The 18,369-nt window shown below is 44.7% G+C and carries 13 protein-coding genes; 5 read left to right on the forward strand and 8 right to left on the reverse strand.

What is annotated here, in order from left to right; translation table 11 throughout:
- Positions 1-265: 265 nt before the first annotated feature.
- The 3 genes from ACFI6J_RS01630 (at position 266) to ACFI6J_RS01640 (ending at position 3,486) form a co-directional block, all read left to right on the forward strand.
- Positions 266-1,495: a porin family protein gene (locus ACFI6J_RS01630; RefSeq protein ID WP_014980250.1), complete on the forward strand. Its 1,230-nt coding sequence runs from the start codon at positions 266-268 to the stop codon at positions 1,493-1,495.
- Positions 1,496-1,693: 198 nt separating this feature from the next.
- On the forward strand, positions 1,694-2,554 hold the full coding sequence (locus ACFI6J_RS01635) for a hypothetical protein (RefSeq protein ID WP_287498211.1): 861 nt from the start codon (positions 1,694-1,696) through the stop codon (positions 2,552-2,554).
- 272 nt (positions 2,555-2,826) lie between these two features.
- Complete coding sequence (locus ACFI6J_RS01640; RefSeq protein ID WP_287498212.1) at positions 2,827-3,486, forward strand: response regulator transcription factor; 660 nt, start codon at positions 2,827-2,829, stop codon at positions 3,484-3,486.
- 56 nt (positions 3,487-3,542) lie between these two features.
- Here ACFI6J_RS01640 and ACFI6J_RS01645 read toward each other — a convergent pair whose 3' ends face one another.
- The 8 genes from ACFI6J_RS01645 to ACFI6J_RS01680 all read right to left on the reverse strand — a co-directional run bounded on the left by ACFI6J_RS01645 (position 3,543) and on the right by ACFI6J_RS01680 (position 15,591).
- Positions 3,543-6,056, reverse strand: a complete 2,514-nt coding sequence (locus ACFI6J_RS01645; protein ID WP_014977373.1) for a hybrid sensor histidine kinase/response regulator — start codon at positions 6,054-6,056, stop codon at positions 3,543-3,545.
- Positions 6,043-7,233: a nitric oxide-sensing protein NosP gene (nosP, locus tag ACFI6J_RS01650; RefSeq protein WP_014980253.1), complete on the reverse strand. Its 1,191-nt coding sequence runs from the start codon at positions 7,231-7,233 to the stop codon at positions 6,043-6,045. Before nosP ends, ACFI6J_RS01645 begins: the two co-directional genes overlap by 14 nt.
- Positions 7,202-9,298 carry a 4Fe-4S binding protein gene (locus ACFI6J_RS01655; RefSeq protein ID WP_287498214.1) on the reverse strand — a complete coding sequence of 699 codons (2,097 nt, stop codon included), beginning with the start codon at positions 9,296-9,298 and terminating at the stop codon, positions 7,202-7,204. Before ACFI6J_RS01655 ends, nosP begins: the two co-directional genes overlap by 32 nt.
- Positions 9,299-9,338: 40 nt before the next feature.
- The gene (gene exaC / locus ACFI6J_RS01660; RefSeq protein ID WP_014950684.1) at positions 9,339-10,856 is read right to left on the reverse strand and encodes an acetaldehyde dehydrogenase ExaC; all 1,518 of its coding nucleotides are present in this window, start codon (positions 10,854-10,856) and stop codon (positions 9,339-9,341) included.
- A gap of 142 nt (positions 10,857-10,998) precedes the next feature.
- The gene (locus ACFI6J_RS01665) at positions 10,999-11,676 is read right to left on the reverse strand and encodes a response regulator transcription factor (protein ID WP_014950685.1); all 678 of its coding nucleotides are present in this window, start codon (positions 11,674-11,676) and stop codon (positions 10,999-11,001) included.
- A complete protein-coding gene (locus ACFI6J_RS01670) occupies positions 11,673-12,932 on the reverse strand; it encodes a sensor histidine kinase (RefSeq protein ID WP_014950686.1) in 1,260 nt (419 codons plus the stop codon). The genes ACFI6J_RS01665 and ACFI6J_RS01670 overlap by 4 nt, the downstream gene beginning before the upstream one ends.
- Positions 12,933-13,112: 180 nt before the next feature.
- Complete coding sequence (locus ACFI6J_RS01675) at positions 13,113-14,429, reverse strand: methyl-accepting chemotaxis protein (protein WP_348670569.1); 1,317 nt, start codon at positions 14,427-14,429, stop codon at positions 13,113-13,115.
- A 277-nt stretch (positions 14,430-14,706) separates the two neighbouring features.
- Positions 14,707-15,591 carry a LysR family transcriptional regulator gene (locus ACFI6J_RS01680; RefSeq protein ID WP_348670568.1) on the reverse strand — a complete coding sequence of 295 codons (885 nt, stop codon included), beginning with the start codon at positions 15,589-15,591 and terminating at the stop codon, positions 14,707-14,709.
- Between the two features lie 98 nt (positions 15,592-15,689).
- Here ACFI6J_RS01680 and ACFI6J_RS01685 point away from each other — a divergent pair, with 98 nt between their 5' ends.
- Both ACFI6J_RS01685 and mmsB read left to right on the forward strand, forming a co-directional pair.
- Positions 15,690-17,189 carry a CoA-acylating methylmalonate-semialdehyde dehydrogenase gene (locus ACFI6J_RS01685; protein ID WP_020744244.1) on the forward strand — a complete coding sequence of 500 codons (1,500 nt, stop codon included), beginning with the start codon at positions 15,690-15,692 and terminating at the stop codon, positions 17,187-17,189.
- A 14-nt stretch (positions 17,190-17,203) separates the two neighbouring features.
- Positions 17,204-18,079, forward strand: coding sequence for a 3-hydroxyisobutyrate dehydrogenase (gene mmsB, locus ACFI6J_RS01690; RefSeq protein ID WP_258364582.1), 876 nt, complete (start codon positions 17,204-17,206; stop codon positions 18,077-18,079).
- Positions 18,080-18,369: the final 290 nt, after the last annotated feature.

The raw sequence follows: 18,369 nt of genomic DNA on the forward strand, positions 1-18,369 counted from the left end.
ACCACACGCGCTTTTATCCACACAAAAGCTGCTAAAAAATAAAAAAAACGCGACTTACTTTTTCACAGTAGTCGCGTTTTTTATGATTTTTACATTTAATTTTCCCGCTACTAAAGAAGGAGATTAACACGCCTTACGGCCGATGGTTCAAAATTCAATAGAACCTATTATCAATTTACTGGACACCGAAAGTATTAAAACCAGTCAAAAATAAAAACAAAAAGCCACTGTAATTAATCAACACTACCAAAATTGGGACAGTAAAATGAAAAAGAATACATTTACAAAAACCTGTTTATCTATTGCCATTTTAAGCACAGTCAGTAGCCATAGTTTTGCCCAAGACGAGCCCTATTCATGGAATATCTCTGGATGGATAAATGAAGGCTTAACCTATTACGACGACGGTGTGGGTAGTGATGTGGCACAACTTTCAGACAACGGTACAACGCTAGGCAGCCGTATTACGCTTTCAGGAAATTATAAACTGGAAGAACAAGGCATGGACGTGGGCTTTGAGGTCATTATTGAACCTCTTTCAGGCGCACCGAACTACGCCGGTGGTGGCCATCAAACCCCGCTTTTGTTTGCCAATCAGGATAACTTAGACACCTTCAACGGCGGCGACATAGGCCTGTTGGGCAGTAGCCTCTACTTTGGTGGCGACTGGGGTAAAATCACCATTGGTTTACAAAGCCTTCCCACCGATAACATTGCCGTTCTAGCCGATCCTTCTGGCACAATCTGGTCGGGAATTTCTCCATTATTTAGAGCAAATGGCTTCTTTATTCGAGGCGTAGAAGAAGGTTCAACCAATGTCGCGTGGGGTCAATTTGCTCAGTGCTTAGCTACGCCTGGCTTGGGTATTGGTATTGACTGTAACGGCATATATCGCAACGGTGTGCGCTACGATCTCCCTCAAATGGGCAACGTGAGTATTGCAGTAGGTTATGCAAACGACGAAATTTACGATATTGCGGTTAAGTATGCGGCTGAGCACGAAGGCTTCAAAACTAACCTTCATGCAGGTTACTCAGTGAATAAAGATGGCGGTAGCAATGTTGGGGGCAACAGTTCAACTACGCTGCAACTGCAAGCAGGGCTCATGCATATTGAGTCAGGAGTATTTGGGGTAGCCACTTATCAGATGGAAGAAGCTGACGATGCGATTGTTGGGTCGGGTGACGATACAGATGCTTATTACTTTAAAGCAGGCATAAGAAAACAGTTTAATCGCTTTGGTGATTCTGCGTTCTATGCTGAATATGCCAGTTATAACGATCAATACGGCATGGCTCATTTAGATGGCGTTACCGGCTCAGAGCTTAGTCAGTGGGGCGTTGCAGCAGAACAATATTTTGGATCGCGCTTCTTGGTGTACGCGAAATACGAAAATCTAAGTTTAGATATTGATGGTTCAGAATCTGCGCAAGGAATTTATAACAGCGCAGAAGACTTAACCCTAATTCAACTAGGTGGCACTGTGTTCTTTTAATTGAGAATTAAAAATCAGTCATATTTTAACATTGAACTTATATCTAATTACTCTGAAATTTAAAATTACTCGACTCATTTAATTAATGATAAAAAACTGATTAATTTTACACTTAAATAAGAAATTAAACTTAAGCTTAAAGATATGACATAAAAAGCGAGATTCACTCTCGCTTTTCCTATTAAAAAAGGAAAGATCATGAAAAATATATCTCTATTTTCATTACGTTCAGCTCAACCCATTCTGTTAGCCCTACTCTTCATAACGACAGTACATATCGCAGACGCACAGGTCATATTTCAGGAGGACAAAAACAATTTTATTCGCCTTGTTGAAAAGCAAAACGAAACAGACAGTGACATGCGTGCCAACCAGCACCCCTTTACGCTGCAAGAGCAGGATGTATCCGCCATACTTAGCGCTATTCAGGTGGTTAAGAACAAAAATACGTCAACACCGCTTTTTTCCAACGAACAGGTTGCGTTACTTGCCGCCTATCTGCCTGAGGCGCTGCGAACAGCGACTGCTCAGCAAGACGTAATTTTTGCCCTTAGTAAAGAGAAGCGCTATTTGGCAGGCCTTAAAACCCAAACGTATTACGTTGCAGGCAGTATTTTCGTTGCAGACGACCAGCTCAATATTCTTATTGGCGAGTTCGATAAAGTAGCCAATAAAGCCTACGAAATGGCTTATGATCCTACTTCTCAGGGCTTGGTAAAATACGACTTTGATTTTGGTAACCGGAAACAAGCAAAGTTCTCATTCGATTCCCCACTCTCTTTTTCCGCACCTGGTATAGAACTAAAAACGAAAAATCGCTTCGATTGGGTGGTCGCACCGACTCAGCTGGCATTTGAAGCACCTGTAGAAAAGGAAACACTTTCCCCAGCGAATAGGAAAAACACACCCAGTAAGAAAGACGTAGCAGGCTCGGCCCCCTTACCAGCAGAAAACGATATCGTTGCTCGTTTTAAACGGTTAGACGCACTAAAAAAGGCAAACCTAATTAGCGAAACAGAATACGCCGAAAAAAGAAGGCAGTTACTTGACGAGTTATAGAACGAAAGTCCCGTCAGTACTGGTCTTACGTGCTTTTTTATTATAAGCCATTGGTCTTATTAGGCCTGATTTAATGTTATATTAATGTTAACATTGTAAACACGTGAAGTGACTGTTTAGCTTTTAATATTTCGGGGAACTTGGTCACTTTGAAGCGTTTCATTTACGCCATAATTTTGTCTTACTAAAAGGCTTATGTGTGAATAAAACGCCAGCCCAAATAAGTCACAAGGCCAGCGGCAAATGTCGCTTTTTTAGCTGAGGGAAAGACCATGCACCGTATCTTGATAATTGACGACCACCCTATTTTTCGTCACGCAATGATTACCATTTTAGGGAAAAAGTTTCCCGACTCAGAAACCCTCGAAGCCAATTCAATTTCTGAAGCGTTAACGTTGCTAGAGCAAGACGCGAAGTTCGACTTAATCATGCTTGATTTAAATATGCCGGAAACCTGTGGCCTAAACGGACTTTTAGAAGTTCGAAACCAACACCCTAACGTACCTGTAGTGATTATTTCCGCTGAAACGGAAAAGCAAAATATACTGCAAACCATTTCTTATGGTGCCGTTGGCTTTATTTCAAAAAGCAGCAAAATTGAAGAAATAGCCACATCTATCGAGAGTATTTTTGAAGGGAACGTGTGTTTACCATCAGAGATATTGAGAACGCCGTCTACCAGAACACGCATGACCAATGACAACGGTATTTCGCCGGAGCAAATTCGTTCATTAACACGAAAAGAGCTGACCGTACTGAAATATCTAACTCAAGGGTTAGCCAATAAAGTGATTGCCTACGAGCTTAATATTTCTGAAACCACGGTTAAGTCTCACGTCTCATCTATTCTTAAAAAATTAGGCGCCAGCAACCGAGTAAAGGTTGTGGCCAGTGCCGCGAATATCGACTTTAACCAATACGTCTTTAATTAAGACCTGTTGCTCTTTGCTATGCACCGAAGATTAACAGGTCTTAGACACGTTTACTTTTAGCCATTCAAGCTTGAGACTAGCGCCGCCTTAAGCACCGAGGAGTTAACAGGTTTGTGCAGCAGCTGAATGTCGGTGCCTTCAAGTTCATTCGCTAACGCTTTTGAGTGATTAGCGGTGCAAATCATAATGGGCATTGAAGGCGCGATTTTTCTTACGCGTTTCGCAATGTCTAAACCGGTTTCTTCTTCATCTAGGTGGTAATCGACAATAAGCATGTCGCACTCGTCAAAGCTGCCATTATTTACGGCACTGCATTGTTCAAAACCTGAGAAGGTGTCTACTTCCATGTCCCAGTTTGCGAACAACGTTTGCATAGCAATGCGCATATTCGCATCGTTATCAATGTGCCATATATGCTTATCCAAAACGTAATCTGGTAACGATGGCTCCAAAGTATAAAGATAGTCTTGTTCCTGACTCGTATCACACACTTCGGTAATAGGAATGGTCACCGTGAAACATGCGCCTACGCCCTCTTTCGAGCGCACTCGAATATCGTGCTCTAGCAACTTACTCATTTTATCTACAATGTATAATCCCAGACCCAAACTGTAAGAGTAGTTAAAATCGTTTTCTAATCTGGAAAACTCTTTAAAAATAACTTTCTGATCGTCTTCGCTTATACCCACACCTTGATCATAGATGCTAATTTCTAGGTTCTCATTCACCTTTCGTGCTGCCAGTAACACCTTGCCGTTGGCACCGTATTTCATTGCATTTATTAGTAAATTTCGCAATATTCGAGAAAGTAAGTTCACGTCTGTCACCACGAAAGCTTCTTTCAAGCGATAGCGAAAATCTACACTGTAGTCTTTACTGATATGCGTAAACTCTTCGGCTAGCTGCATAAGTAACGGCAATACATTTTCTTGCTGCTTATCGGGCTGTAACACCCCAGCGTCCAGTTTGGATGTTTCAATAAGCGTGCGAATAAGGCCATGTAAATCAGACAGTGAATTATCGAGGGCGGTAACAATGGGGCTGGATGAACTATCCACTTGATCTTTCAATGTTTCGTTGAACAAGATGGCAGCGCTAAGGGGCTGCATAAGATCGTGGCTAATAGCAGCCAAAAATTTGCTCTTTGAATCAATCGCTTCTTGAAGGGCGATGTTGGCGTGATTGAGTTCACGGGTACGCTTTTCTACATTCGATTCTAATTGGTCTTTAGCCGCTTTAAGCTGGAGTTGGCTTTCTACCTGCTGCGACACGTCTGTTGCCAAGACAAAGTGCCCGGTGATATCGCCAGATTCATTGAAATGAGGCAAATAAACTTTCTGTAAAAAGCCAACGTCGCCATGAGCATTTTTTTCTTTGCTTTGAAAGCTCACCACTTCGCCTTGGTTAACACGGCGCAAGTACTGAATAAGATTGGGGTAAACCTCTTTCAGATGGCTTCGATCCATAGGCATATCATTAATGTCTTGCTCACTAACGCCATACCAATCGCGATAACCTTTATTGGTGTATTGAAACTTTTTATCGGTACCAATGTAAGCAATAAGCGCCGGTACATTATCGGTTATCATGCGGATCCAGCTTTCGTTTTGCTTCAGCGTTTCTGCGTAGTGATGCTGCGATGTAACATTGGTGAACGTGCACAGCGTATTGCCGTCGGGCAGTGTAGTGATGTTGCGTTCAACCACCAATTGCTCGTGTATAATCTGGGTACTTGGCCCCACCGGGTTTAGGTTGAGCCCGCTCCAGTGACGGTTATTTTGAAGGGCATAAATATTCTTACTGTTTACCAGTACGTGCTGGGGCACGTTTGACTGGGTCAAAAACGTGTTATTCCAAAACGCAATGCCACCTTCTTTATCAATGAGCAATATTCCAACATCAATATTATCGATAAGGCTTTGCAACAGCTTGTTTTTCTCTTTAATGACTTGCTCGTAACGATTCGATTCAAGCAGTTTTACTTCAGTGATGTCGTTAAACAGAATAACGTTCCCGCCTTCTTGCGTGGGTCGATTGGTCAGCTGATACCATCGCCGGTTCGACAACTGATAGATCATCCTGCCTTCGACATCAGCAGGCAGGGCACGGCGAATAACCCCGGAATGCTTGGCAGCTTGGGTGATATCGTAATAGTTATCGCCAATTTTAGGGGTAATGGAAAGGTCATCCCAAACAGTTTCAAAGTGCCGATTAAAGAAGATGATCCCGCCCAGTCTATCTAGCAACACCATCGCCTGATTGGTGCTTTCAATGGCGTCGTGTAAACGCTGTTTAACCTGATGGGTTTCTTCGTGAGCCCGCACTAGCTCGGCATTTGACTGCTCCAGCTTTTGCAGTACTGACTGTAGCTCCTCTGTTTTCTGACTCACTTTTTCAGAAAGTTGAACCGAATGTTCGAAGGCGCGGTAGCTGTGATGATTAAAACCGCCCTCTTCCATGCGATACATCAGCGCTGCGTTTATTTTCTCAAGCTTTTCGTTTTCACGCCGTTGCTCGTAAAGGGCCTTTTGGAGCGCTTCCACGTCGGTAAATTGATTATTGGGCTGCAAAATACACCCCCGTAAACGTTTGGTTCAAGTGAACCGAGTGAATATGCTCGCCATAGGCATTGAAGCCCGCGACATTGTACCTTTGCTGTAGCCGTCTTATTTCGTGGTCGTTTTTGCCTTGTTGAATTTCGAGCCTTCGCAAAAAGCAATCGCAAGCATAGACAAATTCGGGCTCGCCAAGCTGAGCGCGCAGTTTGTCTAGTTTACTTTCTAATGCTTCAATGCAGTCACCCAGCTGAACAAACGTAAGAATAATGCCAATATCTACCGCGCAGTAAAAGGTAATGGCGTTAGTGGCCAAATCTACTTTTTGAATAGAGCGGATGAAGTACTTGCCACCTACCATCACTGCAAGGGGAAACATGGAAAACACATCAGGCGTTAAGTCTTCAGCTTTCATTCCCAATAAACTGGCGTAATACTGCGCAGCAGGTTCACCGTTTATTTCATACACGGTTCGCGACTCAGGATCGGCGTGGGTGACCACCAGCTTCGATACGGGAGAGTTAATGTGATCAATGGAGAATACGGTGAAGGGCTTTCCCGTGCCAACAAGCAGCAATACTGCAGCGTCTCGATGAAATTCACCGTTGTAAAACACATAGGTGGCTTCAAGCTTTAAATCGTCGCCGGCGCTACCGCCTAAGTGTGGGATATTGCCAAATGCAGTCGCAAAGGTTTCTAGAAAATGTTCCTCATGGCGGGTAAGTCCATCGAGCACAGAAATAACGAAGTGCTGCTCTGTATCGTAACGACGCTCCCTTCCCTGTAAGGCTCGGCGCAAACCACTGGCAATATCGTGGGCTTCATCAAAGTTTACTTCGCCTAAATTAGGCACCAATGCTGTGGCAATAGAAAATTCGTTTTTCAAAAACGCGACGGCCAAAAGTTTTTCTGTTCCGTACCCATTTTTATTAAACTCTCCAGCACTGGTGCAGCCAACAATATTCACGTGCGGAAAACGTGCGGAGATTTCCTTTGCTACGGTGTCTAAGTCAAACAGCGTGCTGGTATGAAAGAGTAATAGCTCTATTTCATCGCACTTAACGTTGGCTAAAATCTCATTGGCCACATCACGGCAGGCTTCTTTAGCACCGTATAAACTAGAATGGTTGTCATCGTTAACCTTGCTATTAGCAGGTTGACTAAGTGCGGACAGGATTGAGGTTTTTGACACGCGTTGGCACCTTTTTCTTTTTATATTTATCGATTTTGCACAAGTCAGGGTTATCTAACGTAACCACACACTCAAGGCACTGAATACATTCAGCATAGTCAATGCTGCCGTCTTGTTCTATAGCATCAATACCACATTTCTTTTGTTTGCACAGCTGACACGGATTACCACAGGCATCTTTACGTGTAAGCAATTTAACTAAAGGGAAACGCCCCAAAATGGCTAGCCCCGCTCCCAACGGACATAAATAGCGGCAGTACACTTTATGAATTTTTAAACTAAGTAGCAGCAATAAAACCGAATACAGTACAAAAGGCCAATATCGAACAAAGTGTAGGGTTATGGACGTTTTGAACGGCTCTATCTCAGCGAGCTTCTCTGCAAGGTTTAGCGAATAGAATGAGCACGCAACAAGCCCTATAAGCAACCCATATTTAATTTTTTGTGCCCGTTTGTGGTGCTGTGGCTTAATTCTAATTTGTTTTATCCTGAGCTTTTCAGCCAGTATTCCCATCATTTCCTGGAGTGCTCCGAAGGGGCAAAGCCAGCCGCAAAATAGTCCCCGCCCAACGATAAACAACGAGACAAATACAAAGCTCCACAAAATAAAAATGACCGGGTCGAGAAGATATACCTCTAAGGAAAATCCGTCGACAATATCCAGTAGCAGCGTGTATATGTTGACAACAGACAGTTGCCCTTGAGCGTAAAAGCCAATAAAAAACAGCACGAACACAAGGGAAAATGCCCGCACTGTATGCACAAACTTGGTGTAAGGCGTCAGCCTTTGCTGGAATGCAAAAAACAACGACAGCGCTACAAGATAAACAACGGTGATGCTTATCGTTAAGGTTCTGTCCCTCCAAATTTTCTGCCACAACGGAATGGGCTTCGCTAACTGAGCCTCAGGATTTTCCATAAATAGTGCACTAGGCAGTGTCACTTTCAAAGGGAACAGATGCTCATCTTGCTCGAAGAAACTCGGCTTAAACGGCACACTAATCGCTATTTCCATTTCTTGGTCAAGTGACAGCCCACCTTTCGATTTTACTCGAAGTACTTTGATCTCGTTGTAGTCGGGCAATGCTTGTGAAAATGCGGGGTCATAGAAGCTATAAAAATCGATATCGCGGATAGCTGTGGGAAAGCCGCCTTGAGATACCCGTAAATGCTCAGGTGTGGTTTGGGGAATAAACTCATCGCTGATAAAACTGAACCCTTTCGTATTCAGTACCATCAGTGCCATTTCTCCTGGATTTAGATTTTCCTGTAACCGAGCAAATTCCTCTTCATCCAGCAGGTTTTTCCCCACAACAGGAAGACTTAAAAACGCATAGTAGTGTTCGGCAATGATGTCACCATCAAGAGCAAACTCGCTTTGAATATCGTCAACCGCCCGAACCACTTCTCTCGAAAGCCCTTCGGTATTTTGCTGAGTAATCTGGTGCTTTTGAATGTAGCCCTTGTCCACCAATTCGCTAAAAGTAAGAGGTTCGTAAAAGTCTGGATTGATAATATTGTTGCTAGGCGCAACAAAGCCATCGAGCTTAGCTCTGGCAACGGCTAATGCAGATGTCACGATGGTATCGTTGATAACCAGCACCGATACGGTGGCTTTCGTAACCCCATCAAAGTAGGTAGCGTCTTTGCCTACATTGCTTTTACCACCAATGATAAAACGTTCTTTGACGCTGTGCCCTTGATATTGAGCAACGAAATCAAACATGGATTTCTCGCCAAGCCCGTGCAAAAAAATCGGCTCGCTATGCTGCTTGACGAAAAGATCGACCACATTGCCTTGTGTGTCTAGCCCAATCACTACATTAACTGGTTTGCCTGAAAAGCCTATGAAGTCGACAAAGTCATTCGACTCAAAAACATATCCGAGTAGTTGCTGAAGCTGATAGACCGGGGTTACCTTGATGTCAGTGTGCATCTCCCCCACGCGTGTAGCATTGGGAAATATTTTGTAAATGTCTTGTGGAATGTCTGTCGCGTCAGACTGCGCCAACACATTGGTGCTGAGAAACAGCAAGAAAATGATTGAGGAAAATGCGATGCGCATAAAAGTAGCGGGCGGCGGTAGGCGCCGCCCTCAGGTTTACTTAGAAGAAACCAAGTGGGTTGATGTCGTAGCTTACCAATAGATTTTTTGTCTGCTGGTAGTGATCTAGCATCATCTTGTGGGTTTCGCGGCCAATGCCCGATTTCTTGTAGCCGCCAAACGCAGCGTGAGCTGGATACAAGTGATAACAGTTCGTCCATACGCGACCTGCTTCAATCGCTCGACCCACGCGGAATGCTACATTCGCATCGCGGCTCCATACACCAGCGCCAAGTCCGAAGCTTGTATTATTGGCAATCTCAATCGCCTCTTCTTCGGTTTTGAAGGTTTGAACAGCGATTACCGGACCAAAAATCTCTTCCTGGAACACACGCATGTGGTTTTCACCCTTCAAGATAGTCGGCTGAATGTAGTAGCCTCCATCAAAGCCAGGTAGCTGCTCTTTCTCACCACCAGTGACAACCTGAGCCCCTTCTGACTTACCGATATCGATGTATTTAAGGATCTTTTCGAACTGCTCATTAGATGCCTGTGCACCTACCATGGTGTCTGTGTCTAGTGGGTTGCCACGTTTGATCTTCTGAATTTTTTCCAACACTTTTTCCATGAATGCATCATAGATGTCTTCGTGAATAATCGCTCGAGAAGGACACGTACATACTTCACCTTGGTTGAAGTATCCAAGCACTAAACCTTCCGCACACTTATCAATAAATTCAGGCTCGTGATTCATGATGTCTGGGAAGAATAAGTTTGGCGACTTGCCGCCAAGCTCAACGGTAGATGGAATAAGGTTTTCAGCAGCACAGCGAAGGATATGTCCGCCAACAGGTGTAGAGCCAGTAAACGCAATTTTTGCGATTCTTGTGCTTGTTGCAAGAGCCTGTCCGGCTTCTGCCCCGAACCCGTTAACGATGTTTAGTACACCCGGTGGTAGTAGGTCTTGGATTAGTTCGGCGAATAATAAGATAGATACTGGCGTTTGTTCTGCTGGCTTTAGCACCACTACGTTACCGGTAACAAGTGCTGGCGCAAGTTTCCATGCAGCCATAAGTAGCGGGAAGTTCCATGGAATAATTTGCCCAACTACACCATAAGGTTCATGGAAATGATACGCCACCGTGTTTTTATCAATTTCACCGATGGTGCCTTCTTGGCTTCGAATACAGCCTGCGTAATAACGGAAGTGGTCTGCGCACAGCGGGATGTCTGCATTAAGCGTTTCGCGAACGGCTTTACCGTTATCCCATGTTTCCGCAACGGCAAGTAGCTCTAGGTTTTCTTCAATGCGATCGGCAATTTTCAGAAGAATGTTAGAACGCTCAGCTACTGACGTATCTGCCCAGCCCTTTTTCGCAGCGTGAGCGGCATCTAACGCAAGCTCAATGTCTTCAGATGTTGAGCGTGGGATTTGTGCGATGTCGCTGCCGTCTACTGGAGATGTTGCGGTGAAGTACTCACCTTTAACCGGTGCTACCCATTCGCCATTGATAAAATTACCGTAGCTTTCTTTGAAGCTTACGACCGAACCTTCACTACCTGGCTTTGCATAAATCATAAGAAGTACCTTTTGATAACTTTGCGCGTACCACGCGCACTAACTTGGTTTGTTGTGTAGTTTGATAATGGTACTTTTACGTTGTACCTACCATGATGCGATAGACCGATTTGACTCCTACTTTAGGAGGGGAAACCTATGGCTACTTCTCACTCTTCTCGACAAAAGACACCGATTGAGACGCTGAAAGCTCTGCATCACCGATATAACCGTGTTTAGCCGCAATGGCTGAAAACTGGGAGGGCACCGCGTCGAGCTTTCGCTTAATGACTGTGAGCGCGTTAGAGACAGTCTTAGCCGATAGTCCCAACTCATCAGCAATATCGAAGCGGGATTTATTCATTGCTATCGCAATAAATATTTCGAACTCACGTTTTGTTAATTTGGCAGCAATGTCCACATTGGTATCGAGAAGTTGATTGGCTAAATTTACCGCCAGGCCTCGCTCAATATACTTTTGCCCTTTTGCGACGACCTTAATTGCCGAGATCAATATTTCAGGCGAACTACTTTTACTGATGTACCCCATAGCACCGGTCTGCATGGCGCGGTGCAATATGACGCTGTCTTCGAACATACTGAAAAAGATAATTTTTAAATCTGGATGTCGCTTCAAAAAAATCTTGGCTAAAACAAGGCCACTTTCATTTGAAAGGTTTATGTCTAGGATTAAGATCTCAATGTCACTACTGGCTAATAAACGATGGGTTTGCGCGCCGTTTTCAGCATCAAAAATACGGCAATCGGGCATCATCGCATTGAGTAAAGCCTTATATCCTTCACGCACCACAGCGTGGTCGTCGACAATTAGAATATTCATGCGACGTTAGCGCCCATAAGAGGAGGCATTTTTTTAAGGGTAAGGGACAGCGATACAGCAACGCCGCCATCATCGGGTGACGTCACACTGCAATTTGCTCCTATACAACGTGCTCGGCTGCGCATTGAAGACATGCCAATATTTTCTACAATGTGGTTCCCTAATCCCCGACCGTTGTCTTTGACCATCACAGAAACACGGTGAGTATCGCCATAAATTTGAATGCTAACCTTGGTGGCCTTCGCATGCTTAATCACGTTGTTAATGGCTTCTTGAGCAAATCGGTAAAGATGAATATCTCGCTCATTATCTTCTTGATAGCGCTTTAGATTAATTGACACGTCCCACTGCGTATCGGGCTGTGCTACTTCTTGTTCGTACACCAGTCGCTCAAGCGACGACTGAAGAGAGACTCTATCTAAAACAAGCGGGTGTAGGTGAGCAGTGAGTTTTCTAATTGCATCGCTTATTTGATGTGACATCACTTGAACCTTCTGCGCCGACAGTTCAACAACAGATCGCTCTTTTGCGTTAACCAAAATATAGGCGTGGGCTTTTATCGTGGTCAGCAACTGCCCCACATTATCGTGGAGCTCTCTGGCAAGGTAATTACGCTCTTGCTCTTGAAGAAGGGCTAACTGCTTATCTATTTTTATGAGCTGCTTTTCTTTTGATTTAAGTGCATTTTGCAGATGCTTAAATTGGTCTAATACCCTGTTCATTTCGGTGATATCTGAATGTGGCAGGGGCTGTGATTCCTTGCCTTCTCGTAGCTCAGATAACGCGTCAGCGAGCTGATTTAGCGGCACTAACCTTTGCTTAACCGCCACTTTTAACGTAAACAGCAACAGGACAAAAGTTGCGAAAAACAGTCCCGCCACCAAGGCAAAAAAAGTGAGATTCTGGGTGAGTTCAGTAGCATCAAAAGGCGTAACAATAAGATACTGATTTTCCTGAATTGGGATGATAACAGGTGTGAGTGCAGTACGTTCGGTTGTCGGCATCACTGAGGTCTGCTCTGCCTGAAGGCGCCCCGTGAAATAATGGGCGGATAAGTGAGGGCTAGGCTCTACAATCGCTTCGATATCAGCAACAGGGATATTGAGGTTGACCATTTCTCGCACTTGATTAAGCGCGCCCGTCATCTCTTCCTCAATGTTATCTTGTATATGGAAGTAGACCAGACAGGTAAAAACCAAAAAGCAGCCAATGAATACGGCCACTATAGCTGTAGATATTTTCGTAAAACCTGACATAACCGCCCCTGCAAGCCTTTTATTACAGGGTTATGCTATACAGGCTGTGTTAAAAAGCACATCCTGCATTAGAGGTGAATTCATCCTACCAAGGTAGGATGAATTAAATTTTAAAGATGTGTTTCTTGGTAAGAATGTAGACTGTTTTACACTTATTGGTAGGTCTGTTTCTGTGTGCTACTAGCTTCCCAGTCGACTGCTGAATTGGCCGACTGCATCAACGACTTCTTTTGCACCGTCTTGAATTTGTTCGATAACTTCACCCGCCTCTCTGGCGTAGTTGAGCCCTGATTGCGCCTTTTCATCACCTTCATTAACCAAATTTACTGCGTCGGTGGCCAATGTCTGGTTGTGTTTAACCACATTGATGATTTCTTCTGTGGCTTCGGTTGTACGCGATGCTAACTGACGCACCTCGTCAGCAACTACAGCGAAACCTCGTCCCTGATCGCCAGCACGTGCCGCCTCAATCGCAGCATTTAGAGCAAGTAGGTTGGTTTGCTCGGCAATCGCACTGATACTTCCGATAATCGTGGCAATTTGTTGAGATTGAGCGTCCAACGCGTTAATTCCTTCTTTTGCCCTATCCATTTGTTGCGACAGCGAAGACATTTCAGAAAGCAGTTCGCTAATGACTTCCTTTCCTCGCGCGGCGATTTGATCCGTTGTGTTTGAAGAACGGTAGGCGATATCAGCGGCACTGGACACGGCATTTTCTCGTGCCACCTGCTCAGTAATATCAGTAGCCAGCTTAACCACTTTATACATACGACCGTGAGAATCACAAATCGGGTTATAGGTGGCTTCCAGCCAAATAGTGTTGCCGTGAGCATCGAAACGTTCGAATCTTCCTGCTACGAATTCTCCCTGAGTAAGTCGTTCCCAAAACGTTTTATATTCGCGGGAATTCGCATACTCCGTATCACAGAAGATTCTATGATGCTGACCTTTAATGTCATTAAGGCGGTACTTAACGGCTTTCAGGAAAGCTTCGTTTGCGTCCTGAATATTTCCGTTTAAATCGAATTCAATCACCGCATTTGACTTGTGTAACGCGGCAACTAAATCTTCGTGTTCTTTCGACTTAGCAATGGTTCGCGTAAGGTCATTCAGGTTTACCGAGAATTTGTAAATATTGCCGTTAATGTCAAAAATCGGCTCTACCACACCCCTTAACCACGCTTCCTCGCCGTTTTCACGAAGAAATTCAATCGCCCCCCAGTAATGGACGCGCTGCTCAATTGAATCTTTTAGTTTTTTGAAGTGTGGCGTGTTTCTGGCAATCTCGGGAACAAATTCAAAGAAGCGATGCCCTTTAACTTGAGAAAGTGAGTAACCAAGCTCTCTTTCAAACATCTCGTTGACGGCCTCAATCTCACCGCGCTCGTTAAGACGAAGAAAGATCATGTCTTCGCGCAAGCCGTCACGCACTTGCTTGAGTATGTGTAGCTCCTCGCGAAGCGCTTGATTTTCTTTCACTAAATGTTTATTGAACATAGGGCCTTCCCTGACAGAGAATTACAGTAATATGCCGTATATCGGCAGTAACCAACCTTGCCTTAACGATAAATTGATAAATGCATACAAGGTTAAGCAATCGTCACGCTAAAATGTGCCTGTTCGCCAGGGGGTGCTGTCCTAGTTTTGGTATGTACTATGTAAAGCCTAGACCACATTCAGCCACTTGCATTAAAGCGTGGAGAGTTTTTCGACGCTGCTACGCTATTTTTTACATATTTACCCTGCAAAAGACAGTAGATAAATGTCTAATTTTTTAGTCGAGAAATTTTGAATGGTATTGTGTAACTTTATCTGTAAGCCATTTTGTAAATACCTGAAAGCGTGCTTGAGAATGAGTCTCTTTGTGTGTAGCAAGCCAGAACGTACGCTTAATATGAATCTCGTTTTCAATGAGTCTAACTAAGCCTGGCTGAGTTTCAGCCATAAACTTAGGCAAAATGCCTACCCCCGCGCCATTTACAAGCATTTGATACTGCGCATTAATACTGGTGCTGCGAAGGGCACTTAACTGTGACAGCGCGGTCTCTTCAATGAACTTCAACTGGGGGGCGTAAACCAAATCGGGCACATAGCTCACTAAATTAAACGCGGTGAGGTCTTTTAATGTTCTTGGTTTGTTGTCGCTGATAAGGGACTGATGGGTATAAAGATAAAGGTTATAGTCGGTTAGTTTCTGTGTAACCAGTAAGCCTTTACTAGGTTTTTCAAGCAAGATAGCCATATCGGCTTCTCGTTTATTCAGATTTAAAAAGCCGCTGGTAGCAACAAGCTCAATACTTATTCCCGGATACTGCTTTTTGAAATCGGGTAATAACGGCGCCAAAAACCAACTGCCGAAACCTTCCGAAACACTCACCCTTATCGTACCTGCCAAATGCGAGCGTTCATCACCTAATTCATTTTGTGCCTCTAAGAAATAATGTTCTGCTTTTTCGATATACGTGACTAACTCACTACCATGGGTGGTTAGCACATACCCTTTTTTTGTTAGCTCGAACAACTTACAATTTAATGAGTCTTCCAGTTTTTTTACACGACGAATTAATGTTGTAGGGTCTACCTTCAAGCCTTTAGCTGCAATAGCTACACGACCATTTCTTGCCAAACCAAGAAACAAACGCATGTCGTCCCAATTCACTTAAACACCTGCATTTTTACAGCACCATACTGCAAGTATATGTATTGCCTTTGCAAACACAAGGTTTCAATATTGTTAAAAATTACAGGAGCTATGTCATGAGAAAGATTGTTCACTTTATTGCAGGTAAAGATTTTGAGGATAGCAGCGAGAATACCGCGTCGGTATTTGCGCCTAACACCGGTGAAGTACAGGCTGAAGTAAGCTTAGCTAATACTTCAACCTTGGCCTATGCGATTGAAACAGCTCAAGCTGCACAGGTTGAGTGGGCAGCAACAAATCCTCAACGACGCGCTCGTGTTATGTTCAAGTTTAAAGAGTTGGTTGAAGCAAACCGCGATCGCTTAGCGGCACTATTATCAAGCGAGCACGGAAAAGTATTGGTTGATGCGCAAGGTGATATTCAGCGTGGCCTTGAAGTTATCGAGTTTGCCTGTGGTATCCCTCATGCGCAAAAAGGTGAGTATACCGAAGGCGCAGGCCCAGGAATCGATGTGTACTCCATGCGCCAAGCACTTGGTGTAGTGGCAGGTATTACGCCATTTAACTTCCCGGCAATGATCCCAATGTGGATGTTCGGTGTGGCAATTGCCTGCGGTAACGCGTTCATTTTAAAGCCATCAGAGCGCGATCCGTCAGTACCTGTTGAACTGGCAAAGCTTATGATTGAAGCTGGCCTTCCTGCAGGTGTGCTTAACGTTGTACACGGTAACAAAGAAGTGGTCGATGGTATTTTAGACCATCAAACTATTAAGGCAGTGAGCTTTGTAGGCTCTTCTGATATTGCTAACTACGTATACGAGCGTGGCGCGCGTGCTGGTAAGCGCGTTCAAGCCATGGGCGGCGCGAAAAACCACGGCATCGTAATGCCTGATGCTGATTTGGATCAGGTGGTAACCGACTTAGTTGGTGCTGCGTACGGCAGTGCCGGTGAACGCTGTATGGCGCTGCCAGTTGTTGTTCCAGTGGGCGATGAAACCGCTGAAAAACTGAAAGCCAAGCTTATTCCGGCTATTAAAGACATTATGGTAAGTCATAGTGAAGATCCTAACGCTCATTATGGCCCTGTGGTTACTGCTGCTCACAAAGAGCGCGTTGAAGGCTATATCGACCTTTGCATAGAAGAAGGTGCTGAGCTTGTTTACGACGGCAGAACCAGTCAGATCCCAGACGACAGTCAAGGCTACTTCATCGGCCCAACGTTCTTCGACCACGTGACCAAAGACATGCGCTCATACCAAGAGGAGATTTTTGGTCCAGTGCTTCAAATGGTGCGCGCGAAAGATTTCAACGAAGCGGTTAACTTAGCAAGTGATCATCAATACGGTAACGGTGTTGCTATGTACACCCGTAACGGCCATGCTGCGCGCGAATTTGCGCAACGTGTAAACGTGGGCATGGTAGGGATTAATGTACCTATTCCAGTGCCAGTTGCTTACCACACTTTTGGGGGCTGGAAGCGCTCTGCATTTGGTGATACCAACCAGCACGGTATGGAAGGGGTGAAATTCTGGACCAAGGTTAAGACCATTACGCAGCGCTGGCCTGATGGCTCAGATACGAACGACAACGCCTTTGTTATTCCAACCATGGGCTAAGTGAGGAGACTATTATGACCACAGTTGCATTTATTGGCCTAGGTAATATGGGCTCAGGGATGGCAGATAACCTAGTTAAGAACGATTACAACGTATTGGCTTTTGACTTAAGCGAAGCGGCACTGTCCAAAGCCAAAGAAGCAGGCTGCACTATTGCGCAAAGTACCGAGCAAGCTGCTGCTGAGGCCGACATCGTTATTACTATGTTACCAGCAGGCAAGCACGTAAAAGATATCTATTCAAATCAGATCTTGGCTTCTGTCCGCGAAGGCACCTTGCTTATTGATTGCTCCACCATCGACGTAGAAACGGCGAAGAGTGTGTCAGAATTAGCTGAGAAAAAAGGCCTTAAAATGCTGGATGCGCCAGTTTCTGGTGGTGTTGCAGCGGCTGCAGGCGGCACACTCACGTTTATGGTGGGTGGCGACGCTGATGCCTTTGACAAAGCCCATGGTGTACTTAGCGCAATGGGCAAAAAAATCGTCCATGCGGGCGGCCATGGTGCGGGGCAAGCAGCAAAGATTTGTAACAACATGTTACTTGGCGCGACCATGATTGCGACGTGTGAAAGCTTCCAGCTGGCACAAAAACTTGGCTTAGATGCGCAAGTGTTCTTCGATATCGCGTCAAATGCCTCGGGACAGACATGGTCAATGACCACCTACTGCCCTGTAAAAGGTGTAGGGCCACAAAGCCCTGCTGATAACGATTTTGCTGGCGGTTTCGCTTCGGCGCTTATGCTCAAAGACTTGGGGCTGGCCATGCAGGGCGCGAAGGGCGTCAACGCGCAAGTACCTATGGGTGAGCTTGCTGCAAAGTGGTTTGAAATGCATTGCGAAGAAGGCAATGCAGGGATGGATTTCTCTTCAATAATCAACCGACTAGCATAAGAGAAAACCAACAGTTCTCCTACGGCTACTTTCCCTCAGAAGAGGTGGCCTTCTTACTGAGCGAGTAAAGGATTTTACTCGCTCTTTTTTATCTTTTCCCTCCTATCCCGCTTGTTTTTGCGCTGTTGTTACCTCGCAAGCTCCCTTACCAAGCGGAATTGTTCCTTTGTTATTTGGTGTTCCCTTTTCATCATCCAGAAGCCATTTTTAGGTGGCTATTCGTTCTCACTCACATGGTCAAAACGAGCCAATTCGGCGTTCGGTCTACATCTTGCAGTCCCATATTTAGC

The organism is Alteromonas sp. G4i13 (assembly GCF_054960505.1).

Bases quoted from the DNA above. Each gene is read 5' to 3' on its own strand.
- ACFI6J_RS01670 (WP_014950686.1), bottom strand. From the start codon at position 12,932: ATGTCAGGTTTTACGAAAATATCTACAGCTATAGTGGCCGTATTCATT.
- ACFI6J_RS01640 (WP_287498212.1), top strand. From the start codon at position 2,827: ATGCACCGTATCTTGATAATTGACGACCACCCTATTTTTCGTCACGCA.
- ACFI6J_RS01655 (WP_287498214.1), bottom strand. From the start codon at position 9,298: ATGCGCATCGCATTTTCCTCAATCATTTTCTTGCTGTTTCTCAGCACC.
- mmsB (WP_258364582.1), top strand. From the start codon at position 17,204: ATGACCACAGTTGCATTTATTGGCCTAGGTAATATGGGCTCAGGGATG.
- exaC (WP_014950684.1), bottom strand. From the start codon at position 10,856: ATGATTTATGCAAAGCCAGGTAGTGAAGGTTCGGTCGTAAGCTTCAAA.
- ACFI6J_RS01665 (WP_014950685.1), bottom strand. From the start codon at position 11,676: ATGAATATTCTAATTGTCGACGACCACGCTGTGGTGCGTGAAGGATAT.
- ACFI6J_RS01675 (WP_348670569.1), bottom strand. From the start codon at position 14,429: ATGTTCAATAAACATTTAGTGAAAGAAAATCAAGCGCTTCGCGAGGAG.
- ACFI6J_RS01635 (WP_287498211.1), top strand. From the start codon at position 1,694: ATGAAAAATATATCTCTATTTTCATTACGTTCAGCTCAACCCATTCTG.
- ACFI6J_RS01630 (WP_014980250.1), top strand. From the start codon at position 266: ATGAAAAAGAATACATTTACAAAAACCTGTTTATCTATTGCCATTTTA.
- ACFI6J_RS01685 (WP_020744244.1), top strand. From the start codon at position 15,690: ATGAGAAAGATTGTTCACTTTATTGCAGGTAAAGATTTTGAGGATAGC.